Origin of the sequence: Blautia marasmi, from assembly GCF_900258535.1 — a bacterium.
In the GTDB taxonomy this organism is placed as follows: domain Bacteria; phylum Bacillota; class Clostridia; order Lachnospirales; family Lachnospiraceae; genus Blautia; species Blautia hominis.
Window position 1 is genome coordinate 409155 of the sequence record NZ_OIWX01000001.1, and the last position, 26969, is coordinate 436123.

Annotated in this window: 30 protein-coding genes and 2 pseudogenes; 2 read left to right on the plus strand and 30 right to left on the minus strand. The window is 42.6% G+C overall.

What is annotated here, in order from left to right:
* Positions 1–39 precede the first annotated feature (39 nt).
* Together C6P39_RS01715 and C6P39_RS01720 are read left to right on the plus strand one after the other, a co-directional pair.
* On the plus strand, positions 40–2040 hold the full coding sequence (locus tag C6P39_RS01715; RefSeq protein ID WP_104802560.1) for an oxidoreductase: 2001 nt from the start codon (positions 40–42) through the stop codon (positions 2038–2040).
* 19 nt (positions 2041–2059) lie between these two features.
* A complete protein-coding gene (locus C6P39_RS01720; protein ID WP_104802561.1) occupies positions 2060–4060 on the plus strand; it encodes a urocanate hydratase in 2001 nt (666 codons plus the stop codon).
* 219 nt (positions 4061–4279) lie between these two features.
* On the opposite strand, the gene C6P39_RS01725 is transcribed toward C6P39_RS01720, so the two are convergent.
* The 30 genes and pseudogenes from C6P39_RS01725 to C6P39_RS01870 all read right to left on the minus strand — a co-directional run bounded on the left by C6P39_RS01725 (position 4280) and on the right by C6P39_RS01870 (position 26891).
* Complete coding sequence (locus tag C6P39_RS01725) at positions 4280–4534, minus strand: TfoX/Sxy family protein (RefSeq protein ID WP_104802562.1); 255 nt, start codon at positions 4532–4534, stop codon at positions 4280–4282.
* Positions 4535–4631: 97 nt separating this feature from the next.
* Entirely contained in the window at positions 4632–4904 is a 273-nt protein-coding gene (locus tag C6P39_RS01730; protein WP_104802563.1) for an inorganic pyrophosphatase, read from the minus strand.
* Positions 4905–4982: 78 nt separating this feature from the next.
* Positions 4983–5516, minus strand: a complete 534-nt coding sequence (locus tag C6P39_RS01735) for a histidine phosphatase family protein (protein WP_104802564.1) — start codon at positions 5514–5516, stop codon at positions 4983–4985.
* A 525-nt stretch (positions 5517–6041) separates the two neighbouring features.
* A pseudogene (locus tag C6P39_RS27830) lies at positions 6042–6249 on the minus strand (transposase); the annotation flags it as partial.
* Between the two features lie 110 nt (positions 6250–6359).
* The gene (locus tag C6P39_RS01745) at positions 6360–7412 is read right to left on the minus strand and encodes a tyrosine-type recombinase/integrase (protein ID WP_242986868.1); all 1053 of its coding nucleotides are present in this window, start codon (positions 7410–7412) and stop codon (positions 6360–6362) included.
* Positions 7413–7427: 15 nt separating this feature from the next.
* Positions 7428–7976: a tyrosine-type recombinase/integrase gene (locus C6P39_RS01750; RefSeq protein WP_158661424.1), complete on the minus strand. Its 549-nt coding sequence runs from the start codon at positions 7974–7976 to the stop codon at positions 7428–7430.
* Positions 7973–8356, minus strand: coding sequence for a hypothetical protein (locus C6P39_RS01755; protein WP_104802566.1), 384 nt, complete (start codon positions 8354–8356; stop codon positions 7973–7975). Before C6P39_RS01755 ends, C6P39_RS01750 begins: the two co-directional genes overlap by 4 nt.
* Positions 8346–8882 carry a tyrosine-type recombinase/integrase gene (locus C6P39_RS01760; RefSeq protein WP_104802567.1) on the minus strand — a complete coding sequence of 179 codons (537 nt, stop codon included), beginning with the start codon at positions 8880–8882 and terminating at the stop codon, positions 8346–8348. Before C6P39_RS01760 ends, C6P39_RS01755 begins: the two co-directional genes overlap by 11 nt.
* Positions 8872–9585 carry a phage integrase N-terminal SAM-like domain-containing protein gene (locus C6P39_RS01765; RefSeq protein WP_104802568.1) on the minus strand — a complete coding sequence of 238 codons (714 nt, stop codon included), beginning with the start codon at positions 9583–9585 and terminating at the stop codon, positions 8872–8874. Before C6P39_RS01765 ends, C6P39_RS01760 begins: the two co-directional genes overlap by 11 nt.
* Before the next feature lie 138 nt (positions 9586–9723).
* Positions 9724–10488 (minus strand): annotated as a pseudogene (locus tag C6P39_RS01770) (IS256 family transposase); the annotation flags it as partial.
* Complete coding sequence (gene tnpB, locus C6P39_RS01775; RefSeq protein WP_104802569.1) at positions 10443–10757, minus strand: IS66 family insertion sequence element accessory protein TnpB; 315 nt, start codon at positions 10755–10757, stop codon at positions 10443–10445. The pseudogene C6P39_RS01770 and the gene tnpB, both read right to left, overlap by 46 nt.
* A complete protein-coding gene (gene tnpA / locus C6P39_RS01780; RefSeq protein WP_104802570.1) occupies positions 10747–11142 on the minus strand; it encodes an IS66 family insertion sequence element accessory protein TnpA in 396 nt (131 codons plus the stop codon). Before tnpA ends, tnpB begins: the two co-directional genes overlap by 11 nt.
* 465 nt (positions 11143–11607) lie before the next feature.
* Entirely contained in the window at positions 11608–12060 is a 453-nt protein-coding gene (locus C6P39_RS01785; RefSeq protein ID WP_104802571.1) for a hypothetical protein, read from the minus strand.
* A 622-nt stretch (positions 12061–12682) separates the two neighbouring features.
* Entirely contained in the window at positions 12683–14143 is a 1461-nt protein-coding gene (locus tag C6P39_RS01795; protein WP_104802573.1) for a lipopolysaccharide biosynthesis protein, read from the minus strand.
* Positions 14144–14149: 6 nt separating this feature from the next.
* Positions 14150–15190: an asparagine synthase-related protein gene (locus tag C6P39_RS01800; RefSeq protein ID WP_104802574.1), complete on the minus strand. Its 1041-nt coding sequence runs from the start codon at positions 15188–15190 to the stop codon at positions 14150–14152.
* A 12-nt stretch (positions 15191–15202) separates the two neighbouring features.
* Entirely contained in the window at positions 15203–15637 is a 435-nt protein-coding gene (locus C6P39_RS01805) for an adenylyltransferase/cytidyltransferase family protein (protein WP_104802575.1), read from the minus strand.
* Positions 15638–15642: 5 nt separating this feature from the next.
* Positions 15643–16515, minus strand: coding sequence for a LicD family protein (locus C6P39_RS01810; protein ID WP_104802576.1), 873 nt, complete (start codon positions 16513–16515; stop codon positions 15643–15645).
* Positions 16516–17137: 622 nt separating this feature from the next.
* A complete protein-coding gene (locus tag C6P39_RS01815; RefSeq protein ID WP_158661425.1) occupies positions 17138–18079 on the minus strand; it encodes a glycosyltransferase family 2 protein in 942 nt (313 codons plus the stop codon).
* Positions 18080–18092: 13 nt separating this feature from the next.
* A complete protein-coding gene (locus tag C6P39_RS01820) occupies positions 18093–19133 on the minus strand; it encodes an EpsG family protein (RefSeq protein WP_104802578.1) in 1041 nt (346 codons plus the stop codon).
* Between the two features lie 15 nt (positions 19134–19148).
* Positions 19149–20123 carry a glycosyltransferase family 2 protein gene (locus tag C6P39_RS01825; protein WP_104802579.1) on the minus strand — a complete coding sequence of 325 codons (975 nt, stop codon included), beginning with the start codon at positions 20121–20123 and terminating at the stop codon, positions 19149–19151.
* The gene (locus C6P39_RS01830) at positions 20113–21774 is read right to left on the minus strand and encodes a glycosyltransferase (RefSeq protein ID WP_207657102.1); all 1662 of its coding nucleotides are present in this window, start codon (positions 21772–21774) and stop codon (positions 20113–20115) included. Before C6P39_RS01830 ends, C6P39_RS01825 begins: the two co-directional genes overlap by 11 nt.
* 12 nt (positions 21775–21786) lie before the next feature.
* Complete coding sequence (locus tag C6P39_RS01835) at positions 21787–22413, minus strand: HAD family hydrolase (protein WP_104802580.1); 627 nt, start codon at positions 22411–22413, stop codon at positions 21787–21789.
* Between the two features lie 35 nt (positions 22414–22448).
* Complete coding sequence (locus C6P39_RS01840; protein ID WP_104802581.1) at positions 22449–22913, minus strand: glycosyltransferase; 465 nt, start codon at positions 22911–22913, stop codon at positions 22449–22451.
* Positions 22914–22962: 49 nt separating this feature from the next.
* A complete protein-coding gene (locus C6P39_RS27340) occupies positions 22963–23121 on the minus strand; it encodes a hypothetical protein (RefSeq protein WP_158661427.1) in 159 nt (52 codons plus the stop codon).
* Complete coding sequence (locus tag C6P39_RS01845; protein ID WP_104802582.1) at positions 23118–24116, minus strand: ATP-grasp domain-containing protein; 999 nt, start codon at positions 24114–24116, stop codon at positions 23118–23120. The genes C6P39_RS27340 and C6P39_RS01845 overlap by 4 nt, the downstream gene beginning before the upstream one ends.
* A complete protein-coding gene (locus C6P39_RS01850) occupies positions 24113–24772 on the minus strand; it encodes an acetyltransferase (RefSeq protein WP_104802583.1) in 660 nt (219 codons plus the stop codon). The genes C6P39_RS01845 and C6P39_RS01850 overlap by 4 nt, the downstream gene beginning before the upstream one ends.
* The gene (locus tag C6P39_RS01855) at positions 24769–25452 is read right to left on the minus strand and encodes a sugar transferase (RefSeq protein ID WP_104802584.1); all 684 of its coding nucleotides are present in this window, start codon (positions 25450–25452) and stop codon (positions 24769–24771) included. Before C6P39_RS01855 ends, C6P39_RS01850 begins: the two co-directional genes overlap by 4 nt.
* A 356-nt stretch (positions 25453–25808) precedes the next feature.
* The gene (locus C6P39_RS01860) at positions 25809–26201 is read right to left on the minus strand and encodes a sugar transferase (RefSeq protein WP_104802585.1); all 393 of its coding nucleotides are present in this window, start codon (positions 26199–26201) and stop codon (positions 25809–25811) included.
* 231 nt (positions 26202–26432) lie between these two features.
* Positions 26433–26684, minus strand: coding sequence for a hypothetical protein (locus tag C6P39_RS01865; protein ID WP_104802586.1), 252 nt, complete (start codon positions 26682–26684; stop codon positions 26433–26435).
* Between the two features lie 18 nt (positions 26685–26702).
* Positions 26703–26891 (minus strand): hypothetical protein, encoded by a 189-nt coding sequence (locus C6P39_RS01870; RefSeq protein WP_104802587.1) that lies wholly within the window; start codon positions 26889–26891, stop codon positions 26703–26705.
* Between the last annotated feature and the right edge of the window lie 78 nt (positions 26892–26969).

Here is a 26969-nt window from a genome sequence, read left to right on the forward strand (position 1 = left end):
CATCATGCCGGCAAAAAACAGATTCGGAGTGTGAAAACCATGAAAGATAACCATAAGATTTTATTTGAACCTTACCAGCTTGCAGGCTGTACCCTGAAAAACAGATATGTGATGGCCGCTATGGGTACCGGCGGAATGGTCACCGCGGAAAACACCTTCAATGAACGGGGCATTGAATACTATGTGGCAAGGGCCAAAGGCGGGGTTGGCCTCATCATCACCGGCACCATTTATGCGGAAAATGATATCGAAAAAGCAGTGGACGGAACCATGCCCTGTCCAACAGATAATCCATCTACCTTTATTATGAACACAGCGGAAATGTGTGAGCGTGTCCATGCCTATGGGTCTAAAATATTTACCCAGCTCACTGCAGGATTCGGCCGTGTACTGAAACCCCATCTGCTCTGCGGGCAGCCGCCAATAGCGCCCTCCCCGGTGAGCAGTTACTGGGATGAAACACTTATGTGCAGAGAACTGACTGTGGACGAGATCCACAGGATCGTGGAGCGCTGCGGAGATACGGCAAAGATCTGCCAGCAGGCCGGTTTTGACGGAATAGAGATCCATGCGGTCCACGAAGGATATCTTCTGGATCAGTTTGCCCTGCCCCTCTTTAACAAACGGACAGATGAATACGGCGGCTGTCTGGAAAACCGCCTGCGTTTTGCCTGCGAGGTAGTGCAGAATATAAAGAAAAAATGCGGAGAACAGTTTCCGGTCATCCTCCGCTACAGTTTAAAATCCTACATAAAAGGTATGCGCCAGGGCGGCCTTCCCGGAGAAGACTTTGAAGAACTGGGCCGTGATATCCCGGAAGGCATTAAAGCTGCCAAAATCCTGGTAAAAGCAGGTTATGACGCATTGGACGTGGACGCCGGAACCTATGATTCCTGGTACTGGTCACATCCGCCCATGTATTTTGAAAAAGGTATGAACATACCCTTTGGTGAAATCCTGAAAAAAGAAATGGATGTACCAATCCTGGTTGCCGGGCGCATGGAAGATCCGGATTTGGCCTCCGATGCCCTGCGGGACGGAAAAACCGACCTGATCGCACTTGGCAGAAGCCTTCTGGCGGACCCTGACACAGTAAATAAAATAAGGAGCGGCAGATTTGAATTCGTACGTCCCTGCCTTGGGTGCCATGAGGGCTGCATGAACCGGCTGATCACTGCAAAGCCTGTTTCCTGTGCCGTAAATCCCCCCTGCGGAAGAGAAACCTCCTATTATCTGCAGCCTGCATGTGTAAAGAAAAAAGTTCTCATTATCGGGGCAGGCGTGGCAGGAATGGAGGCAGCAAGAGTTCTGAAACTCAGAGGACATTTACCTGTCATCCTGGAAAAGAGCAGCCGTCCCGGCGGTTCCCTTCATCTGGCCGGGGCACCATCCTTCAAACACGATGATCTGAAACTGGTTGACTGGTATCAAAGAACACTGGAAGATTTGGGTGTAGAGATCCATTACAATACCGCTGTGACAGCAGATACCCTGAAATCCTATCCCCACAACACGGTCATTGTAGCCACCGGTTCCACTCCGCGGACCCTGCGTCTGCCCGGAAACCATGATATGTACCCTGCAGAACGCATCTTTTCCGGTGAGATCACTCCCGGCGATCATACGGTTATCATCGGGGGCGGGCTGGTAGGCTGTGAACTTGCTCTTGACCTTGCTAAAAACAACAGACAAGTCACCATACTGGAAGCCCTGCCGGAAATATTATCCGCCGGCGCTCCGGTGCCTCATATGAATAAGATCATGCTGAAAGATCTGCTGAAGTTCCATCATGTGCAGCAGATAGCAGGCGCAGGCGTCAAATGCATTGAAGACAGGACTGTCACTTATACAAAGGACGGGGAAGAACACACTTTGGAAGCTGACACCTTTGTCTGTGCCATTGGATATACCTCCAACAACGCACTTTATGAACAGTTAAGTCTGGAGGAAAATGAGATATACCTGCTGGGGGATGCCCGGAGAGTGCGGAACATCATGTACGCAGTCTGGGATGCCTACGAACTGGCGCGCAGTCTGTAAAGGCAAGGAAGGATACTATATGGACACTATTTTATATGCATGGGAGGGGCCCCTGCCCTCTCCCGACTCCTTCGACCCGGCAGTGCGCCGGGCTCCGAAGCGGGAGGCAGCGCTTGGCGAAGCTGATATCAAACTGGCTGTTAAAAATGCCCTGCGCTACATTCCCCCTAAATATCACCGGGAGATCATTCCCGAGTTCTATCAGGAACTCATGGAACATGGCCGGATCTACGGCTATCGTTTCCGGCCTCACGGAGCAATCTATGGAAAACCGGTAGATGAATACAAGGGAAAATGCCTGGCCGGAAAAGCCATTCAGGTTATGATAGACAACAACCTGAACTTTGATGTGGCGCTATATCCCTACGAACTGGTCACCTACGGGGAAACCGGACAGGTATGCCAGAACTGGATGCAGTACCGGCTCATAAAAAAATACCTGGAGCAGATCACAGAGGATCAGACGCTTGTGGTCAGTTCCGGTCATCCGGTGGGCCTATTCAAATCGGCCCGTTCCTGTCCCAGAGTCATACTGGCCAACGGTCTCATGGTGGGGAAATATAACAACTTGGAACAATGGAACCGGTGCGCTGCCCTTGGGGTTACCAATTACGGACAATTCACGGCAGGAGGATGGTTTTATATCGGGTCCCAGGGAATTGTGCACGGCACATATTCCACATTTCTGGCAGCAGCAAGACAGATCCTCCACAAAAGCAGTGAGGAAGCTCTCAGGGGAAATCTCCTCGTCTCTGCCGGTCTTGGAGGGATGAGCGGAGCACAGGGAAAGGCCATTGAACTGTGCCAGGGTGTGGGGATCATCGCGGAGGTGGATGCCTCTAAAATAGAGCTGCGTATGCGTTTTGGCTGGATCAAGGCTATGGTGCATACACCCAGAGAAGCGTTTGTACTGGCAAGAGAATACCAGCAGAGGGGGGAGCCTATTTCCATTGGGTTCCATGGAAATATTGTGGATCTGCTGGAATATGCTGTGGAAACGGAGCAGGATATTGATCTGCTCACAGACCAGACGTCCTGTCACGTGGCATTTGACGGGGGATACTGTCCTCAGGGAATGACATTTGAGGAACGGACAAAAATGCTTGCTGAGAATAAGGAATTATTTGTGGAAAAGGTAAAGAAAACTTTGTTCCGGCATCATGAATTGATCGAGATCTTGCGTTCCAGAGGCACCTATTTCTTTGACTATGGAAACAGCCTGACGACCACTATGTATGATATTGGAATCAAGGACGTGTGCAGGAACGGAGAAAACGATTTAGACGGATTTATCTATAAATCTTTTGTGGAAGAGTTCATGGGTCCTACTCTTTTTGACTATGGTTACGGGCCATTCCGTTGGGTTGTACTGAGCGGAAAGCCAGAGGATCTAGCACTGACAGACCAGACCGCAATGGACTGTATTGACAAAGACCGGAGGTTCCAGGATTACGACAATTATCTGTGGATCAAACATGCAGGAGAAAACCATCTTGTTATGGGTACACAGGCCAGGATACTTTATCAGGACGGGGAGACCAGGAAGAAAATCGCCCTTGCCTTCAACCGTCTGGTGCGGGAAGGCAAAACCGGCCCTATCATGATGGGCCGTGACCACATGGATACAGGCGGTGTGGATGCACCTTCAAGAGAAACTTCCAATATCCATGACGGGAGCAACATAACTGCTGATATGTCCGCACTGGTTTACGGCGGGGATGCCGCTATGGGCATGACCATGATGACCATACACAACGGCGGCGGTACAGGAATCGGCAACTCACAAAGCTGTGGCTACGGGCTGCTGCTGGATGGCTCGCCGGAGGTGGATGAGATCATCTGCCGGGCTGTAAATTATGATGTTATGTGCGGCGTGGCAAGACGCGCCTGGGCTGGGAATCCACATGCGCTGGAAACGGTTTCGCTTTATAAGGAAGAAGGAAATACGCTTACGGTTCCTTTTGGATGTGACGAACAGACGCTGTCAGACGCGATCCGGATGCTGGAAAAAGAAAAGTAATGTCTCTTTGCACCCTCTAAAGCATAAAGACATGAAAAGGCCGCACGGTATGATTCTTCCGTATACCGTGCGGCTGTTTTTAACCTGTCGGGCTATATTTATATTTTATATTTATATGTTATCTTTATTATTATATTTGCATGCCGTATTTACAGTCGTTATCTCTGCTGTTGTTCCGCCTGTGCATTTTTTAATTAATATGTTAGTTTACTATAAACTTTATTTGCAGTTATTATAAAACTCCTTCAGCTCCGCCTTCACTTCAGCTGAAAGCTGGCTTTTTTTAATTCCCTGTACCGCACCTTCCAATCCGTATAAACGGTTTATACAGGCCGAGTCATCAATGGCCTTGATCTTCAGCCATGCCTGCCTGCTTCCCATTTCTTTCAGTTGGTCATAGGTATTGATACCCACTTGATTGAGCTGCTCTTCCACTACTGCCCCTATGTTTGGAAGCTTAGATAATTCCCCCATGTCTCTTCCTTCTTTCTTTTCATTTATACATAAATATAAAATATATTACAGTCACATTTAAGTGATATAAAATAATATTTTTGCTCTACATAAGTATCTAATATTCAAAATATTTCTCCTGAAAATGCACGGCCTTTTCTATTTCCCGGCGGCTGAATTTCATGCCTCCGGGAGCTGCCACCCACTTATCTTCCACATCATTTTTCCGGTGAATAACAGCAATTATAACGCCTTCTGCGCGCTTAACCGGCTTGTCTATTCCCAGGAAATACACATCCTGTTCTTCCTGATCACCGCCTAGAATCCCTTCCACATAGCCGTAATTAACCGGATAATATAAGTCCTTATGTTCGGGATGAAAACTGCCCATCGGTCTGTCATGTAATGTATCTCTTTAATTATATCTATATAATAAGTCTCTTTAATCGCGTCTATATAACAAGTCTCTTTAATCACATCTATATAGTTCTAAAGTACCGTTTTTTTGCGTATAATGATAATATTCATCATTTGTCATATCTGTAAAGTACGACCGGATCACCCGGCAAATTCCACCATGGCTGACAAGAAGAACTGTCTTATCTTTGTCCTTTTTTCTTATCTCATCTAGCAGGTTGTACACACGGCAGGCGGTCTGCATCATGGATTCCCCGCCTGGATACCGGAATGCAAAATTCTTCTTGACATTTAAAAATTCCTCATTCTTTCTGTCAATCCCTTCAAAAATTCCATAGTCCTGTTCTATCAGCCGGTCCTCTGCGTAATAAGGAATCCCTGTCCGCTTAAAAATGACTCTGCTGGTTTCCATTGCCCGGCGAAGCGGCGATGAATAGATTCTCTGAATCCCACACTCTAAGACGCTGTCTGCCAGTATTTCAGCCTGTCTGTACCCTTCCTGTGTCAGATTTATATCCGTTCTGCCGCATACCTTGTACAAGGAGTTCCACTTTGTCTGTCCGTGCCTGGCTGCGTACATTTTCATCTTCTCCCACCCCATTCCTTATGACGTACCGCTTTTATCTCTACACTCAACATTATATACGAATTCGGCTTTGAAGTATAGCGTTCTTTCTTTGTTTAATGCAAGTATTTTCCCTTGGCTTTTTTATCATATTCCATCAAATATCACATATATCTATTATTCGCCCAGTAATTTTCGTATAATTATTTTATTTTTTTGTTTTTTTGTACAACTATGCTACTATAACTGCAACTTAGGTATGCTTTAAGTATGCTTTAAATATTTCCTGCTTCTTCACGGTATAACCTCCAACCGTGTATGAACCTATCCTCACATGGTAAGAAGGACAATTTATACTGATTATACGTTTTTTTCTATTTTTTTGCATTACAATCAGGACATTAGCAGTGATTGTTAAAAACGTGGGCGCTGCCCACACCCGGCCTCTGGAATAAGAGTGGAAATTTGGGGCAATACTGCTAATGCCAAGGGAATAAAGTCGGAACGGTCAATACAAGTATATGCTGCCGTTCCGGCTCTTTTTTCTTAAAGATACTGGCTGAGCCTTTCTCCATAAAGAACAATCAGCTGGTTCAGTACCTGGTCCCAGTTACGGTATCTCTGGGTCCATTTTTTTATCACATTTTCACTTGCAAGATACAGCGTTTTCTCCAGTGCTACATCACTTGGGAACACACTTTTTGTCTGTCGCTTTCCGGTACTGCCGGTTTAAACCCTCTATTATATTTGTCGTGCTATGCCGATTTCGTGATAGCACGACTTATACCAATAAAAAAACTATACCGGCATTTTTCTGGAATCCAGCAGTTGCAGGCATTTCCTGAAAAAATGTCGGTATAGTTTTTACAGACGATATAAGACTTCCGATATTTTTTTATCCTTCCAGTTCTTTTCCGTATTTCCTCCCTCTGAATTTGTCCGCTCCAGGGCTTTCGCTAACGTATCCAAAGTTACAAAAGCGTAGAACCCAGAGGTAGTCGAGATATTTTCATGCCCAAGCATCTGCTGGATATAGGATAAAGGACATCCCTCTTGGTATAGGCTCATTGCCCTGGTTTTTCTCAACATATGGAAATGGATGTCTTCCGGCATTGAAACTCCTTCCTTCTGGCATTTTTTCGCACACTTTTTCAGGACTTTCTGGATGCAGTCATCAGATAGTCGATGCCTCATGCCATGGGTAACCGCATAAAAAAGAGGGGATGCCGGATCAGGGAAATCCCCATGAAACTCTATGAGATATCCTCTCAGGTGCTGTACCGTCTTTTTTATCACCGGGACACTCCGGTACTTCCCGCCTTTTCCAAGTATCCGGATATAAGGTATCTCCGCATCAAGGTGCAGGTCACAGACCTTCAGTCCCGTCAGTTCCCCAACCCGCATAGCGGCATCATACCCAAGGATAAGCATCATCCTGTTCCGGCGCTCGGACCGTTTCTCCTTACCAGGAGCATCAAGAAGCGCTTTCATCTGGCAGTCTTCAAAATACCTGATTTCACTGCCGGGGATATTCAGGCCATGTACCGTCTGGCTCGAAACAAAGACAGGGGTGATGTCCATACATTCTTCCGACGCATAGGACAACAGAGCCCTTACTGCAGTTAGACGCAGGTTACAGGTCTTTGAACTCCATGTTTTTACATCCGCCATCCACACAAGATAATCTTTCAGATTTTTCCTGTCCAGGTCATTAAAACAGACACGTTCACGGCGGATTCCTTTTACTTCCTCCAGAAAACCAATGCAGATGTTAAGAGAGGTACGGTAGGAGGAAACGGTATGCCGACTCTTTTTCCTGATCCCAGGAAGTTCGTGGTCCAGAAAACGTTTGGCTGTATCCCAGAAGATAACGCTCTCAAATTTTTCCCCCTTGCTTTTATCATTCCTCCCTGTCATCGTCCACCTCCGGTATCAGCCTTTCCGAGTGCCTGAATCTTCCCAATACCCCTCCATAGATATCCGGCACGAGATGGAAGTAGTACAGGGTATTTTTACATCGGAATGCCCCATATACCGCATAAGGTAAGGAAGCATGGCGTTCACGTCTTTGCCTTCCCTCAGCCAGCGGTTCATGTTGGCATATACAAAGTGATGGCGGAAATCATACGCGCGGATGCTGATACCGGAATCCTTTTTCTCCGGGAAAGCGGCATACCAGAAGCGCAGAAAGTTTTGTTCCAGCCAGCTGGCGCTGTATGGATGATCCTCCCTGTTCGGGAAGAAAGTTGCACGTTCCGGAAACAGACGGCTGATCCGGCGGTCATAGGCGGCCAGATATTCCACAAGTTCTCCTGAGATATGGACCCTCCGGCTTTTTGGCCCCTTGGACTGGAGGATATCAAGAAAGCCTTCGTCCAGATGTACGTTTTCCCTGGCAAGCGTGCGTGTCTCTTTGCAGCGGAGCCCACAGCAGTAGATGAGCCGGAAGATTGCCGGGAGAACCAGATGCCTTCCTTTCAAATGAGGATCCTCCATGGTCCTGTCACATTCCCTGAAGAACGCAAGGATTTCTTGTTCCGTGGAAAATACGGCTGGACCGGCGTGGGAAGGTGCAGCCTTCCAGAAGGGATAAGATACGCCTTGATGCTGCGGGCGGCAAGATACCTGCTGAACTCACGCAGAAATGCAGCTGCGTTATAAAGGCTTCCCGGGGTGTCCTGGAACTTTTCAAGAAATCCCTCAACGCTCACTTTGTCCGGTGCCGTGGTTTCAGGGGCTGTTTCCATGACAAACCCGGCATATTTCTTTAAATAATAAGCTCCGGTCTGGTATTGATAACCATTCGCTCTTTTATAGGAAACAAACCGATCGATCCGTTCCGGCAGGGACTCACTGTGCATCTAAAACACCCCCTTTCATGACGGGAGGGAGCGGCAGCGTACACGCCGCCAGACTAATGGCATCCGTTGAAAGGTATACGGATACAACGTTTGGGTCCCTGCGCCCGAGAGCCGCCGAGATATCTGACATGGGGATACCTGCCCGGAGCATGGAAGATGCGGCGTGGTGCCTTGTCATCCGGCTTCCCACCGGCCGTCCTTCTTTTTTAATCCCGGCAAGTTGCTCCAGTTTTTTCAGGATTTCATAAACGCTTGCTGTACCCAGGCGTCCGAATGGTGCGAAAGTCTTCAAAAAGACATAGTCTGACCCGCTCAGGGGGCGTTCATTCAAGATATAATCCGCGATATCATTTCCGTAAGAAGCTCTTAAAGGAAGGGTAAGTGCTTTCTTTGTTTTATTCTGAATGATGGAGATACAGTCCCTTTCCCAGTCGATGTTTTTCAGCTTCAAAGAACAGACATCAATTCCCCGGAGTCCCGTTTCCAGAAGGAGCCTGCAGACAGCAGTATCCCTCTTAGTCAGCATTTCTGACGAAAGTGTAGATTAGAGCCACGAGTTCCTTTTCATTATAGATTTCTATGATCTTTACTTCACGTGGCAGATGGACAGGTATCTCCAGGAGGAACTGTGCTGTGTGGTCATTGGCGGAAAGGAACCTGCTCAGCCCTGCCAGACTGCTTCCGATTGTAGATGGCCGGTACCGACCGTCTTTATAAAGGGACAGGATAAATGTACTTACATCGTTTGTCCGGATATCGGATAACTTCCCATACCCTTTTTTCTCACAGAACAGCAGAAAATAAGTAACAATCCGTTTATACCCCGACATCGTATTAGGGCTGAACCCCTCTTGTTCCAGATATCTGACAAAGTGTTCCAGCTCCTGCCGGAATGCTTGATTCATAAGTTTCGCGAATATAGCGCCAGTATCCTGCCGTCTCCAGTCGATGGTTCCTGTCTGCGCAAGGGACAGGAGCAGTCTGATGCAGCGTTTCCGGTGGGTCAGTTCTTTTTGGGTCCATGTTTCACTGCAGGTAACGGGCCTGTCCAAAAAAGCTTTAATAAGTTTTTCTGAAAGCCCGTCATCTCCTATATCATGTGCTACAGATATAAGAAGCTGAAAACTGGAACGATAACGTGTAACTATCTTTTTTCCATACTTTCTTTCATCCATCTGATCCATTACTTCCTGAATAAATTCATCAAGTTGCTTTTGATTTTCCTTCATAATTGGAAACCTCCTTCTTTTTGTTCCATCATGAAGGATATTTAAGATAAGGTCAAAAACTATACCGACATTTTTTCAGGAAATACCTGCAACTGCTGGATTCCAGAAAAATGCCAGTATAGTTTTTTTATCGGTATAAGTCGTGTACATGATACGCCGGATGTCTCCAGAAAACTGGAAGAAAGAACTGACATCCTCCCAGTTGTTTTCCCAGTTACTGATCGCATAGGGGTATTTCTTCCCCCATTTCTCCTTTATGGTTTCCAATCCAGAGAGTGCGGACGTTTCATTTGGAGCGTTGTACACTGCCTTAAAATCAGAAGAAAACTTCTTCAGATCTCGGTATCTCGGCCTGCGGGTAGACAGACTGGATGGCTTCTTTAAAGCCCGGGAGCCCATCCACACAGAAAAACAGTACATCCTTCACACCCCGGTTTTCCAAGTCATTCAGCATACCAAGCCAAAACTTACTGGTTTCATTTGCCCCAACGGTAATGCTTAGGATGTCTTTATATCCCTCCACCGTCACGCCAAGCACTACATATGCAGCCCGGCTCAAGATCCTGCCATCCTCCCGTACTTTGTAATGGATGCAGTCCATGAAGACAAACGGATATATGGGGTTCAGCGGACGTGACTGCCATTCCTTGACTTCAGGAAGTATCTTATCCGTGATCTTGCTGACCATCTCCGCTGACATTTCAATGCCATAGAGGTCCTGGAGCTGGTCATGGATATCCCTTGTACTCATACCGCGGCCATAAAGAGAGATCACAATTCCTCTATGCCAGAGATGTCGCGTTGATATTTAGGGATGAGTTTCGGCTCAAATTCCTCTTTGCGGTCTCTGGGAATATCTACCTGGAATTCTCCATACTGGCTTTTGAGAGTCTTTGGAGAATGATCTCCAGTGCCTCTTCTTTTGTACGGGGCCAGCTGAAACCGCCAAGCTCCAGCCTTTTGTAAAGGAGAAGAAATCCGTCACCTTCCCATACAAGCCCCTTGATACGGTCACTGCGTCTGCCGCAGAAGAGAAAAAGAATACCCTTTTCATATGGATCCAGCTGAAAGTTGAACTTAACAATGGATGCCAGTCCATCGATTCCGCGACGTAAATCTGTGTATCCTGCAGCAATATAAATGTTTCGAAATCCGGTTGTATTATTCAGCATCCAGGATGCCTCCAATCCGTGAAAGGAGCGCGTCTGAAACGGAATTCGATATTTCCAGGACGATATCTCCTTTTCGGATTACGAGATCCGGATGGAAAACCGGAGCTGTGTTCTGAGGAGATGATGGAAGCTTGATCTCGGTAAAAGATACCGTCCTCTGAGTTGCCGGCACTAGCGCCAGATCCGGTCCGACAATTCCCGGCAATGATGCATTCTGGGAATTCTCGAAAGCTTCCCTTCGCAGGATCCTCTGCCAATAGAAGAACTGCTTTTCTGAAACCCCATTAGCTCTGCACCAGGCAGTTTTAGGCATCCCGCTGTTTATGCATTCATTCATGATCTTGGTCCAGTGCTCTGCACGGACCTGATGTGTAATCTTATCCATAGGGACAACTCCTTTATAAAACTTGTAGTTTTCTGGAGTTATTATCTCATGGATAGATAAAACTAGCACGGTACTAGTGATTTACCGTATACTATACATCTGCAACGCTGCTAATGTTGTTTTCTGAAATAATCTGTCGTATTTGTTCCTTTGCAACTGGCATAAAAAATACTCCTTTTCGATAAGAATTGTCATATCTGAATTCTTACCAAAAAAGAGTTATTTTTTACCAAAGACACAAACTAATTTACACTACCTAGTTAGCAGTAAATCAATACATCCTGATATGATCAAAGCCACTCTCCCCCACAAAACGTAGATGCAAAGGTCGAATCAGCATCCACGTAAACTGTTTCCAGATTCGTGACTCTTATATCGCTTCTTTGTATGACACGAGTAATGTCCTTGGAGCTGTATCCCCCTAGGTAAATTTTTTAACAACATGGAATCTCCGGTTGCTGTATACTAAGCTTCATGTATTCCCCCTTCCGCATCTAACATGTCAAAATATTTTTCCAACGACCATAGCATCCATTTCTGATCTCCTGTCAGTATTGATGCACATCCGTCTATAAATTCACCCCGCTTTTGTCCTCTCCAATCGGCAAACCACGAATCTGTTGCCCTTGGCATGGGAATCTTTTGGGGAATGTCCAATTCCGGATATAATCGGTAAAATATTTCACGAATAATGTACTTGTTTTCTCCTTGCCGAACACAATCAATATCAAGTGGACAAGCGAGCTTTGTATCTGCATAAGAAACTATGAACTGAATCCCTGCTGATTCACAGGCATTCACATATGAGTCAATTGACTCCATAATGTCAAACTCGGAAATATATTTATGAACATCTACATCCCTATCCGACTTTACAAAAGGTGAAATATCGATAAACTGAATTTTTGATGCTTTCAATACACTCCATGGTTATACATAAGCGTACCTTTCAATAAAATCCGATACGTTCCAGTCCCTTGCCAAAATCTTGCTTAGGCCGCCGTAATTAACATCGGCAGTTTCTCCATAAATCATTCCCTCGAAGCCATCTTGTAACGCTCGCAAACCTGTAAGATAAATTTGAACCTCGATTGAATGAATGGGTGCATTCTTATGTTCCATAAGAATTGGTGCGCAGCGCTTCATGTCCTCCCATGTATTTTCTACAATCTTGTGTTTTAATCCGCATATTTCTGCATATTTTGCTGCTTGATTTGTCTCATCTACCGTGTCCCTCCATTCGGAATGCACTTAAATGTATATGCAGTAGAGCCTTTAGGCATAAATTAGGCTAAAATGGCAGAATCAATGCCACCAAAAAGAGCAAGAGCGGTTTTACCATTCGCTGTCGCCTTTGCAACCTCTTCTTTCAAATGGCATACCAGTTATTTACTGGACGAAATGCATATCTTTTCCCAATTTGGTCGCACAGTTCTTGGAATTTTCCCTCTGGCAAAATACATTCTTGGATTAACAACACGACAATACAATAAGTATGATGACATACAATAATCTCTGTCCACTGTATAATCTTCTATCATTACCTGTCCTTTCTCATTTTCACAAAATCGTTTACAAATCTCAGGATCTTCTTTCGAAGAATAATCGCTGCAATGATAATCGCTGTTATTACACCATAGCGAAGAATAATATGATCGTATAGCATCAAAAATACAAAGCCAATAAATACAAACACCACGGAGATTCCAAGGAGCACCTTCGTATTATACGGGCGAATACTACCACAAAAATGATCACAAACCTTATTCATGAAAAGGTAATGGCAAACAGCAAAAACTATATAACAGAAAAGCGTTGTGTATCCGGCAGCCACATAACCAAAATGTCGGATAAATATATAATTTAATATAACGTTAAGACCAGCGCCAACAACACTTGCCCCCATAATAAAAAATGTCTTTTCAAAATAAAAAGCAAATTTTGCAAATAAGTCATACGAGTACATAAAGAAAACGCTCATAGCAACTGGTGGTATAACATAAATAGCACTATAATAGTCTTTCGGGGCAAAAATCCTGACAATCTCCGGAGCAAATATGATCAATAGGAGATTCAGAATAGCAATGACAATAAGCATAGAATAAGCAACCTCTGCGATATCCTCTGTTTTTTTTACCTTAATCTTTTGGTATATCCATGGGCTAACAGTTTGCATAAGCGCATTATTAAAAATTGTCATAATCAATGCAAGCGAATATGCCAAACTATAAATACCAGAATTTCCAGACCCAGTCATATTTTTAATCATGATGCGATCTGCACTGTTTAACACCGTCATAGAAAGATAATGTGGAATCAGCGGCACATTAAACATCATCGCATATTTCCAAAATCGTCTGGAGATAAACTTCTTGCCGCGCGACATTTGAAGGATAAACATCCACGTATATGCTAAGACCTGTACAACAGCAATTCCTAAAATCCGCGCTGTGACCTTGTCATCTGCCTGCGATACAAGTGCTATCCCCAGAATGGGATTAACAAAAGAAACTATGATGGTAATAATGCAGAGTACTTTATATTTATACTGCACCCTCTGTTCCGCTGACCAGAACCCAAATACAGCGGACGTCCATATCATAATCAACATGGCGATCATCTGATCTGTAGTCAGCGAAAAGGTCTCGTTCCAAAATGATCGAAAACAAAAATAAATGACAATCCATATAGATTCTAAGAGGGTTGTCAAACCAAGCAGTGAAGAAGTAAATATGTTTTTTTCTTCTTCAAATTTGACAAGCCCCTGTGAATATACGCCATACGACAAATTCAAAGAAATAAAAATCGCTGCAATGTCCATCCATGAATTAAATACGTTATACTGACCATATTCTGATGTAGAGAGCAGACGAGTAAATATGGGAGTGGTAACAACCGAAATACCCTTCTGTAAAAAAAAGCAAATCAGGAACCAGAATGATGCCTTTACCTGTACCGGCATCGACTTATATTTTTCAGTCAACTTACCCACTCCAAACATCCCCCCTTATTCAAATAAATTCAAAAACATTTCCAAGCAGAATAGCAGCCACTTCTGGTTTCCGGTATACTGATCCATACGGATATCCTCCCGAAATTCCGGCCTTCTCGGTCCCTTCCAATCCCTAAAGAAAGAATCCACCGGACGCGGCATCGGCGATTTCTCCGGCAAATTTGTCGATGGATATCTCATGCGGAACAATTCACGGATGAAATACTTGGAATCACCGCTTCTATTTCGGGCTAGATTTACACCGCCTGCCATGATGAAGTCCTCATATGGATCTACGTAGTCCATCCCGGCAGTCTTTAGTGCATTGTCATACGAATCATAGCTTTCTTCCGTAATACTGGTATCATAAAACTTGAGGAAGTCAATGTTGTCGTCCGGCAAGCGATACTGCTCATACAGATACCGTATGTCTGCCGATTCTTTTAACACTTCTTCAGGATGAATATAGATTGAGCGTTCCAAGAACTCTTCAAACTTCCAGTTCTTCGATACCAGTCTGTCCATGCCGTAGAATACATAATCCGCTGCATCACCGATGACAAGCTTAGTGATGCCATCCGCTTTTGCCTGAATTGCTGCCAGATATATCTGCGGCTCAATGGAGTGCACCGGTGCAGCTTTTCTCTTCATCAGCTCCGGGAGTACGGAAATCACATCCGGCCAACTGATATCAACATATCGAAGTTTCAAACCATTAATCTTTGCAAAGTTCTCTGCCCTATGCAACTCGTTCTTCGCGTACCCCCCACCATCAAATCTGAAGGTATACGCATCCGATTCTTTTGGCATGTAAGAAGCAAGGCATGCGGAGTCCATTCCACCGGATAAAAGAATACCCAGCTTTTCGTTCTTGAGCCTATCAAAAATCCCTTTCAACTGTTCATTCAGCGCAGCCGACGAATCAATCTCTGTCAGATTCTCTTTCTCCGGCAAAGCCTTGATTGTATGATGCATTCCATCAAAAAAATCCTTATTTGGATCTTCAATATATCGAAAAGCCAGATACGAACTCATACAATAATTTTTATCAACCATGGTATACTCCTTCTATTTCACATCATGTAAATCATCTGGTCTGACAGCTTTCAACGCTTCTGTAATTTTCGTTGATGAGATGCCCTTCGTATATGGGAAGTAGATGATCTTAATCCCTTCCTTGGCGAAGTCTTCTTCATACTTCTTCCACTTCTCTGTACCGTACCAGTCATCGCCGACAAACAGATAAGAAGCTCCAAGCTTTTTACAAGCAGTCAGCTTATCCATGTCATACTGCGGCACAGCGGCATCCACATACTTGCAGCTATGCACCATCTCAATGCGATCCTCAAACGGAATCATGGCATTCTTACCCTTATACTGCACAAGCTCATCGACAGTGACGCCGACCACCAGCTTATCACACATCCCCTTCGCATTTTTAAAAAGGTTTAGATGACCTACATGAAATAAATCGTAAACACCAGTTGTATATCCGATTACCATACGAATTACCTCCTCCCTTTTTTATTTGAAGAAATCAGTAACTTCCTTATACCTGACTGATAGTCCAGATACGAATGTTCAAGATCAATGAATCCATTATCAAAGTCATGTCCTGAGTTGCGCTGATTTTCTGATGGAAATTCCATATAGTCCCCAAACATTCCGGTTAGGAACTCATCATATCCTTTAGGGCAACGAATCTTAGTTCCTTCAAAATCGAGATAAACAAAATCAGAGAAACTTTCTTTCATAAATATCTGCCGATATAGTTCTGCAGACCATACATATCCTGTATATTTAGCCGAGTCAAATGGGTGTTTCTGCAAATATTTCATCCATTTTTTCCACAAAAAATCAGACGGTAATAGCTTGAAAGGAACAGCTAAAAGCCATTTTAACTTTCCGGGCATAGTTTTATTCTCCGAAAAGCTCATTTTTGACTTTTGATTAAAGCCTAAAATTATACTTGCAGTTTTTATGAATTTTTTTCGTTCAGTGGTACCTGAAGGTATGCCTGAAAGTGGCATGATATCTAGCCAGACTCCGGTAAATGACTCCGGATGAGTAATTTCATGACTTTCTATCATAGTCGTTCTTGTATCCATCACCTTAGTAAACAGATTACGGTCATGTTTGGCGTCATCCGGAAGATATAGTTTAAGATAATCTGGAAGACCGCTTGGAGCGATCTTTAAAAATCGCTGAAAATCTTCGATAGGCATTGCAATATCCATATCATCATCCCACGGAATGAACCCCTTGTGCCGGACTGCCCCTAAGCACGTACCACCAATGGCAAAATACCGGATATTATTCTTTTCACAAAAGTCCGATACTTCAAGAAAAATCTTATAAATATGAGACTGTACCTCATTCATCTGTAAACCCCCTCGTATTTTTCAAGGCAAATCAATCGCCTCACATTGTAATAAAGTTTTTATATCAAAATCTTCTATCTATTTTCTAGCAAATTCTTTTCTTCCTGTTATCAGGAATGATTTCTTTGCCTTTTGAATTGCACTTGGGTTAACATAAAGTTAATTCTGCGAACTATTCTCCTCCCCGATTACTGAATATTTTGTTTATTTTCGTTACTATTTTGTCAGCCGCAGTATGTCAGGAAGCGTCATAATGGTGGATGTAATATATGTTTGCAATAATAGTGATTTCTTTTATATAGTCAAAGAACATATTGATTATATAATAACGCTTTTCTTTGTTAATTCCGCCAATTCCTTAACGACTTGCTTTTTTTGATTTTGTTGTTATAAGTTAATGTATCATTAATATCTATACAGCATAATACAAGGAAGTCATAGCTGTTTTGTATGCATTTAATCCCGCATCTGTGTATTCAATATTTTTCTTTTCACATATAGCCAAATAACAATCTTGATATTTTTCGTTCGACATTACATTATTATCCATGACTTTTGCCTTTCCTTCTGCTTTAGTATGTTAACTTGCTCCACTTCATTGAAATACTATTTTATTATTTTTTTACTTAGCTCCCTGAACGTATCTCCGATAGATAAATTTTAATGTACGATTTGGAATTAACTTAAACGCACAATATACTATCTTACTTTCTCTCTGCAAATCGCCATAATTAACACGGCCAAGACGCTGCCGCAGCTCCAATCTGTATTTATCCTCATGTTCAATCATGCTCTTCGCATAAGCTTTCATAAGGTTGTTATAATAAGCCGTCGCAAGCTCTGTTTTATAGTGCTTCCATTCAGGATCAACCAGATTCTCATAGTGACCAAGCATTACATCATAATATAGTTTCATACTTCCAGTTCCCATGATGCTGCCTGTGCGTACTCGATAAAAGTACAACTCACTGTCCATACAAACCACTGAATTGCAAAGCTCTAACAATTTATATGTTGTTGCTAAGTCCTCTGCAAGTCTGCCTTCTGGATACTGTATTGAAAGGAATAACTCTCTACGGTAAACTTTGTTCCAAGCGGATCTTGTAACTAAGCCGTGGATATATCCATCAAAAATATTTTTTCTTCCTTCCAACACCTCATAATTTTCAGAAATGTTATTATTTTCTATACCCTGTCCATCAATAAAAGTATGATTTTTAAACTGTACAAGATCCGGGTTAACTCTCGATACAACAACATCAACTGATGATAAAAGTTTAATGTCAACGTAATCATCACTATCTATAAAAATAAAATATTCCCCAGACGCAATACGCATACCTACATTTCTTGCTGATGAGAGTCCCCCATTCTTCTTATGAATTGTCTTGATTCTCAAATCTTGCTGTGCATATACATCGCACTTCTTTCCACTTGAATCAGAAGAGCCATCATCCACCAAAATGACCTCAAAATCAGAAAATGTCTGCCGAATCAACGACTGGACACAACAGTCCAAATATTGTTCCACGTTATACACCGGAACGATTATACTGTATTTCATATAACTCCCCACTTTACAAAATTGATTGATATGGAATAACATCATACGAGCCTATTACTTCTACCACAACGTATGAATAAATCAGCATGATAGCAATTAGTCCCAGCGCAACAAAAGTTTTGGTGCGCTTTTGAGGGATATTCTGCAACGTCATTGGTATGAACACAATTGATGGAATTGCAAATAACCATTTCACACGGTTAATTAGTGATATATTGATGCCGATAATCGGAAGCCATGTCGCTATTGCCTGAATAGAAAAGAAAAGTTCAAATCTAACATTTTTAGAATAAAAAACTGTTGCAAATAGCAATATGGAAAGTTGGATTAATATTCCTAATATGCCAGAAATAGATCGTTCCGAAATCGTTTCCGTTATATATCCAGCGTAAATTGTTCCCACAAAAAAACGCGATACAAAAGGCGCAATCAAACTTCCCATAAGAAATGAGACTACTGTTCCAATCCATGCCCATTTACGATCTATCTTAATAAAATTCAAAAGCAAAACTACTAAAAAGACGATGGCACTGTAATGTATCCCACTCGCTATTATAGTAATCGCACAAAATTTGACATATTGTTTTTTGTTGAGTCTCGTCAATGCAAACATGCAAATCGCGCATGCCAAGTGCTGCCGCATTGTGTTGAACATTGATAAATAAAAAGTAAAACTTAGAAGCAGAAAAATGCTCATTAATTCATCTTCTGATTCTTCATATATAAAAACATAAATACATATTATATAGATAGCTGCGCATATCACAAATAACCACTGAACATCCAATCCTAATCTGTTAATAATTCTATTTAGTAAATAAAATAACGGCTCTATTTTTCCGCGACTTCCATTTGCAAAATAAATACGAAACATAACCACATACGAATGATAATCAGTGCCAATCCCATATCTGAGTGCTGCAAGCAGAAACATCGGGAATCCCGCAATAAGGACAAAGAGCTTCTCTTTTCCATTTCTCCTTTGTATTTTTATTCTTTTACATAGTGCCGCCAATAAAATTGACGATATGCATACTGCATAATATAGTGCCATATACTTACCCTTCTATTACCTGATTTCAAGATAACGCTGTAATAATTTTCCTGTAATTTGAACGCCCAATAATAAATAAGAGCTGCGAATCAGTTTGCTCGCTTTATCCTTCCTATAACCAAGTATCCACTGTCTTTCAACCATCTTTCTTTTATATACCGCCTTATCAGATTTTATTAGGCTGTTATATCCTATAATCAAAAAGCGAAAAATATATTCCATATAACTGCGAATCAAATTCCGTTTCGCTTCATTATTCTCATTCAGCGCAGCATCACACCATTTAACAAATGTATCCATAATGTCCAAATAATTTTGCTCAGAGCATGTGTTTGTAATGGAGCCAGCACGTGATTGTCTATAGTAGTAATAATCTGTCGAACAATAGGCAAAGCTTGTCGCCTTCAAAAGCAACCGTAGGCACCATTCCAAGTCTTCACTAAGAATTCCAGGTATAAATTGCAAAGCCCCATCTGTAAAGAGTTCTTTCTTTATTGCCTTGGTACATGCACTTGCAGGATACTTTGGACGTTTTGACAAATAAAGATATGCGGCATTTCCCGCCAATGAATCTATCGTGCTATCTATACCATCCCCCATAGGTTCAATACTTTCTTTGTCCGGATAGAATTTATTTAATTCCAAGAAAACCAGATCCGGATGACTCTGCTGATTGATCTTTTTCGCAATTTCTTCCAGAGCATTTTTTCCTATGTAATCATCTCCATCTATAAGCAGAATATACTGTCCTAACGCATGGGATACGCCTGTATTTCTAGCTTCAGATAAACCGCCATTTTCTTTATGAATAACCCTAACTTTGTTGTATTTTTCCGAATACTGATCACAAATTATCGGACTAGAATCTTTTGATCCATCGTCAACCAGTATCACTTCATAATCCTGAAAATTCTGGTTCAAAACGCTTTCAATACATTCTTCAATATAACTTTCTATGTTATATACGGGGATGATTAAACTAAATAACATTACCTATTCCTCTTTCCTCTGCATAAATTTTTCCTATCTGTTCAATCACGAACTTCTGAGAAAAATCTTTAATCCTCTCTCTATTCCTCTCTCCAGCACTCATATCTACTTCCTTAAGTGCCTTCACCACACTATCGACATCCCCCGGCTCAAATCCGTCTCCTATCAGATCTACATTTCCACGAATCCTACTAACAACACACGAGAGTCCACTCGCCATTGCTTCCATAAGGGATACGGACAGCCCCTCCCGATAAGATGGGAATACAAATACATCCGCTGCCTTGTACCAATCTGATACGTTTGTAATATATCCAAGGAAATGAACTCTCTCACTAACACCGCACTCCTTCGCAAGATTCTCTAAATACTTTTTCAGGTGTCCCTGACCCGCGATGACATAGTAGACATTTCGATTCAGTTTTTGGAGCGCTCTTATGACCACTTCATGGTTCTTGTTTTCATTTAACTCGCCGACGGAAAGAAGAAGCAAATCCTCATTTCCACAGTCGATAGACTGACGAAGTTCAAACCTTGTGAGGAGATCTGCTACATGCATGTCCCCCCCATAAATTGACTTCAGTTTGTCAAGAACGGATGAGAAGTCATAGTGTTGGATTTTCTTACGATTGTGCTCACCCATCTCATGTCTCCTCCCATCAACAATCACCTTATTGATAGCGGCTTTTATTTCATCCACACTGTTTGGGTCAAATAAACAGCCACCCTTCTCATTAATCAAATCTGTGTTACCGCGTATCCTGCTAACCACACAAGGAAGTCCGAAAGCCATAGCTTCCATTACCGCTACGGGCAGTCCTTCCTGCAGTGCTGGGTGTACGTAAATGTCTGCCGACTTGCAGAGGTCGGAGATGTCAGTACGGTAGCCAAGTAACTTTACACGATCCTCAACATGTAAAGATCTAATGAGGTCTTGCAGATAATCCTGCAAGACTCCCTGTCCAGCGATGGTAAGATAGACGTTTGGAATTTGTGCTACGGCGTGGATGAGCGGTTCATGGTTCTTGCGCTGGCTCAGTTCGCCCACACTAAACAGCCAAGCCATCCCATCTGGGACGTTTACGCTCTTCCTAGCCTTCTTCCTGTCTATCTCCCAACATCCAAACTTCTCCAGATCCAACCCAACACCCGGCACGTAGCACACTCTCCCGGCATGCATATGCTTCTTCGCCAATCTATAATCTTCTTTATTGATTGTGATCAGCGTATCCGTCCAATGCGCACACAGCCACTCCACCGGGTAGTACAAAAGCCAGTTCTTCATCGGCGCACCTTTATAGAAATGGAAACCGTGAGCGGTATAGTACACTTTGAGTCCCTTCTTTCGTAACTTCCTGCAGGCAAGTCTCACACAGACCGATGCATTCGGTGTGTGGGTATGGACGAGGTCATAATGTTCAGCTTTAATGAGATGTTTGATCTGCTTATACCCTTCCACATTTTGCTTAGTGAGTGGTGAACGGGAAAAGGGGATATTATGTACAGTTAATTTTTTTAACACTTCTGCTACTGGAGAATTATCCGTATTGCAAGCAAGCTCTACAGTATGTCCCAAAGACTGTAGCATCTTGATATGTTCCGGAAAGAATCCCATCGTTCCGCCTATTGTTGTTACATATAGTATTTTCATTTCCATACTCCTTTAGGCATACAAGCCATCCTCATTCCGAAACCAGATACACCTCATGCCGAGCTTCTCTGGTGCAATAAAATCTTTCTTAACATTGTCACCGATGTAACACATCTTGGAATACTTCGTGTGGAAGTATTCTTTCATCAGCACAAACGCCTTCTCATTAGGTTTCCGATATTCTGTCCCACCTAATTCATCCGTCACAATAATGTGAGACACATATGTTTTTAATCCAAGTGCTTCTATCTTCGCCCACTGTCCTTCCGGGCGACCATCCGTTATAATTCCAAGCTTACTGTCCGAATTTCTGATCTGCTCCAGCAACTCTGTCACTCCCGGATACAAATGAATATCCGGTTTCTGAAATCTGTAAACTCTTAAGCACTGTTCTTTTAAATCTTCTGCGTAAATTCCCTCAGTCTGTAAGATTTCATCTATTGCAGATTTCCCTATTAGGAATGCATTCCACAGCTTTGCTTCGCAGTTGTCTACGCTTGGAAGTATTTCCGCTATCTGTTTGTATCCGCTTCGGACATACTCTTTTTCTGAATAAAGTGTATCATCTAAATCAAAGAGAATGACATCCATACCCTCTATGTAATTGTTTATTTTCGTAATTTCATGTATTTCAATCATTCTCCAATTTTTCCCCAAGGCATTTTGGCTAATTGTTATAAGCCCAAATAGAATTCTTCAAGTTTCTTTGCTTCTGTTGTAATATCATAATTATTATCAATGACCATCTGTGTAGCCGATTCTCGTTTAAAACTATCCTCTTCAAGAATGATCTCTGACCACTTATTGTCCGATTCACTTAAAGGAACAATGCTCATTCTGTTAATCAAATTAATTGCTGGCACTTTGTCAGAAATCACACATCTCAAACCAGCCGCCTGTGCCTCTACCTCAACTACAGGAAGTCCCTCGTATAACGACGGCATAAAAAATACATTAAACACCATCATCAAAGAGTTCACATCATCTCTTCGCCCAAGGAATTGAACCGATTCTGCCAAACCATTCTTAGATGCGTATTGTTTAAGCTGTTCTGCTTGTGCTCCCTCTCCTACGATCAGAAACATCGCATTGTTCTTCTTAGTTCTTACAGCCTGGAAAATATCCAAGGCACGAAACAGATTTTTTGCTCATGAAACCTTCCCACGAACCCCATTACAAAGTGATCGTTCAGATTAAGTTCTGTCTTGTACCTGTTACGAATATTACATCAAACGCATACTTTGCAGTATCAATGGCATTATGGATTACGTTTACATCATTCCTATTACCAAACACCCACGCTCCGGCATATCCGAGCGAGCCGACCACTTCTAAAATTCGAATCATGATAGACTCCTTTCGTTTGCGACACTATGTGTTCTTAGGCTTTGATCAAACCGGCAGTACACAGCCCCGTCTTCTGCGGCCTTCTTGTGATATGCTAACTTCTCTCCACGAAGCATCCGCAACACGGCTTTTGCACTATCAGCGCCTGCCTTCATAGACAGAGGAGCCCCACCGCCGAATCTCGGATTGATTTCAATGTAGTAGTTATCTCCCGTAGCCTTATCCTTTATCAACTGCACTGTGATCTGACCGCAAGGTTTGAAATCAGCTACCAACTTCTTCATCTCGGCAATCATCGTGTCATCATGAGAGATACGAGTTTTCAGCACTTCTCCAGCTCGGACAGCAATACGCTCTCTCGGTGTGATGTACACCGGATTTCCATTGTAATCACAGAAAATATCGATAGTGTACTCTTTGCCGGATATAAACGGCTGGATGATATAATTTCCAATCTTCTCTGCGTACAGTTTTAAATCGGCTAAATTGTCCACCCGGTACGCATTAATACTGGAACTGCCATCCTTCGGTTTAATAAATGCAGGAAAACCAGCATTTCCTTTTTTTACCGCTTCCTCGTATTTTTCTACCCGATTGACGGGAAGAGGGGATTTCAATCCAAGGGAAATGAAATAGTCGGCTGTATAGTTTTTATCTCTGCATATCCGAACCTTTTCCGGTCGGCTAATCAAGACTTTCATTCCGATAGCTTCAAATTTCTCCTTGCTCTCTGCCAGACACAGAAGATCCGTGTCAATCGTTGGTATCAGGCAGTCAACCTGTCCTTCTTCACATATCTGTAAGAGTTGTGGAATATACGCAGCCTCTTTAATGCGGCATACAATTTTCTGCTCATCACAAAACTGCAGTGCTGGAGCATCTGGGGTAATATCTGCCCCGATAGTCTGCAAATCTATTCCTAGTTCCTCAGCAGCCCTGTGAAATGCCTGCATTAGTTCCACTCTTCTGCCTACGCTTGTAAATAGTATTTTCATGCTGCATACCTCCTATCAAAGGAGTACAGTACACTATTTCGTGTTACCCCCCCCCCCAACTTTTTGGCAGGAATGCCGACATACGTTGTACTTTCTGTCAAATCCTTCACTACCATAGCACCTGCTCCTATCACTGTATTTTTTCCTATTGTTAAATTATTTCTGACCGTTGCCCCGATGCCGATGTGCGAATTATCACCCACACAGACGGTTCCGCCGAGTGCAGCATTCGGAGAAACGTGTACGAAATCTCCAATCTTGTTGTCATGCTCTATGACGGCGCATGAATTGATAATGCAATGTCTGCCAATTCTCGCGTCGGGATTGATGACTGCCCCTGCCATAACGACAGTTCCCTCCCTAACCATTGCACCGCAGCCAACCTGTGCGGATGGATGGATCAATTTTATCCAGTTCACAGCGTGGCTTTCTGATATTTTTCTTCGAATCGAATTATTTCCGATGGCAATCACGAAGTCTGTACTGCAATCATTCAGTGCTTCCAGATTATCTGTAGTTCCGATAATCGAAAATTCGATGCATCTACCCGTCGCATTATCATCCACAAAATTAATATCTGTATATCCATTTTTCAGTGCAATATCCGCAATCACTTTCCCATGACCGCCTGCACCAACTATTACCAATCTGTTCATTTCTCTACCTTCTCAGGACTACCCATGAACTCTTCCATAGTAGCTGAGCCTTCACTGCTTATTCCCTCTCTTTTTAAAACAACCGCTACAGTTTTGAAAAGAATCTGCACATCAAAAAGAAAACTAACATGTTCTACATAATAAATATCCTTTTTGAATTTTTCTTCCCAGGTTAAAGAATTACGTCCGTAAGCCTGCGCATATCCAGTTAATCCGGGACGAACATCATGCCTTCTTCTCTGTTCTGCGGAGTATCTGCTTATGTAGACTTGAAGGAGGGGCCTCGGTCCAACTATTGATAAAAACCCTGTCAGAATATTAAATAGTTCTGGCAACTCATCTAATGACGTACTTCTCAGGATTCGCCCATACCTATTTAATCTCATCTCGTCTGGAAGCAGTTTTCCATTCTTGTCCTTCTTATTGCTCATCGAACGAAACTTAATCAGTTTAAAAATTTGTTCTTGCCCATTCTTATCTCTTTTTCCAGAACGAAGCTGTGTAAAAAACGGATTTCCGCCCATAGCTATCGTGCCTGAAATACTCAACACAACTAAAAGCGGTGAGAGAACGATGATTGCCACGAGGGAAATCACGATATCTAAAAATCTCTTTATATACTTAACGTAGAAACTATCTTTACCCACTACAAATACTCTCCTCTTACATTTGTTACTCAAAGCACGCCCTGATAATCTCTTTCCACTACTCCGGCGTCATTTTGTTATCGTTCGGCAGGCACAGTCCTCTGTGGAAGATATTCATTCCTATATCAACGCCACTTCAATCATTCTTAACTCAAAAAAAATCATTTAAATACTGAACGTCAAATTTTGTTTTTATTTCCCGTTTTTAACTGTCCTTATAGCATTTTTCCACGAAAAGAACCCGCTAATCACGAACGGACAGCAGGTTCTCGAAGATTGGTATAAACTGTTTACTCATATCAGATTTGGTCAAAAATGGGTATCCGAGAAGTCTCTATTTCTCTTAGACCCTTTCTGCGTAAAACAATACATATCAATTTTCAAGACTCCTACGTAGCCAAAGTCACCGAAAAATACGGATTTCTCTTGGTTGCTCTTATAATATCTCGTTTGCCGATAATCGACATATCCCCTTTTAGAATATTGAATGCCTCAAGAAGTTCGTCCAGACTCGTAGAAGGCAGGAACTTTCCAAACTTCGTCAACCACTTATCATCATGAAGCAATTTGCCGTTTACATCATGGGCATCTGCCATTGTTCTGAACTTGTATAGCATGAATGGATTCTCGGACTTTCCTGGGCGTTCCTGTTTAAAGATAACCGGACTCCCCAGTTTCACTCTCACTAAAATTGCAAGGATTAAGTAAAGCCAGCTAAACACCACAATGGCGAGCAAAGCACAAACAATGTCTATCATTCGCTTGAATACTTTTCTATACATACCCTACCCTTTATTCAAACATATTTTGATATATTCCTATGGATTTGTTTGGCTCACCCTTATACACACCACCACATAAGTAAAGTATCCACAGCCATCAAATAACCTCAAACCTCATCCAAAAATCTAAGTCATTTTTTTATAAACATTTTCAGAACTGAAGTTATCTTCAAAGCACTGCAATACTTTTTTTCGCTTGCTGCGTCTATCATTTACATATGGGGGTACTTCTTACTTATCAATTCCCTCCTTGTGTACATTGATACCAAAGCCGTCATACCTACGAATAAGCGCTTTCGTATCACCGGATATGGAATTAAGAAGCGGCAGTCCAAACTGAATATAATCCACACTTTTCATTGTCAATCCGATTTTCACATCTTCCTTATAGATGTTTAATCCGAAATGACAGTCGTGCAGGATTTCCCTCTTTCGATCATCATCATATATTGCATCGTAGTCAACCGGAGTCCCCCCGGCCAACCGTACCGCCTCAATGAATCAATCCTTGTTCTCTCCTACACCAATGATTCTCATTTCCGCCTGACCGTAAACAGACAGTTCCTTAACTATGTTGGCAATCCTATCAATGTCAGTCAAATGGTTAATCTCTCCAATATAAGCAAAACGTACTTTTCCGTCTTCTATGAAGGATGTATTGTCTACCGGGGTCTTAAGAGGCTTATACACAATGGAAAACTCATAGAATTTATGCTCACTGCATAAGCCAGGAGCACTTCCATGTAGCCCGAGCACTCTAAGACAATC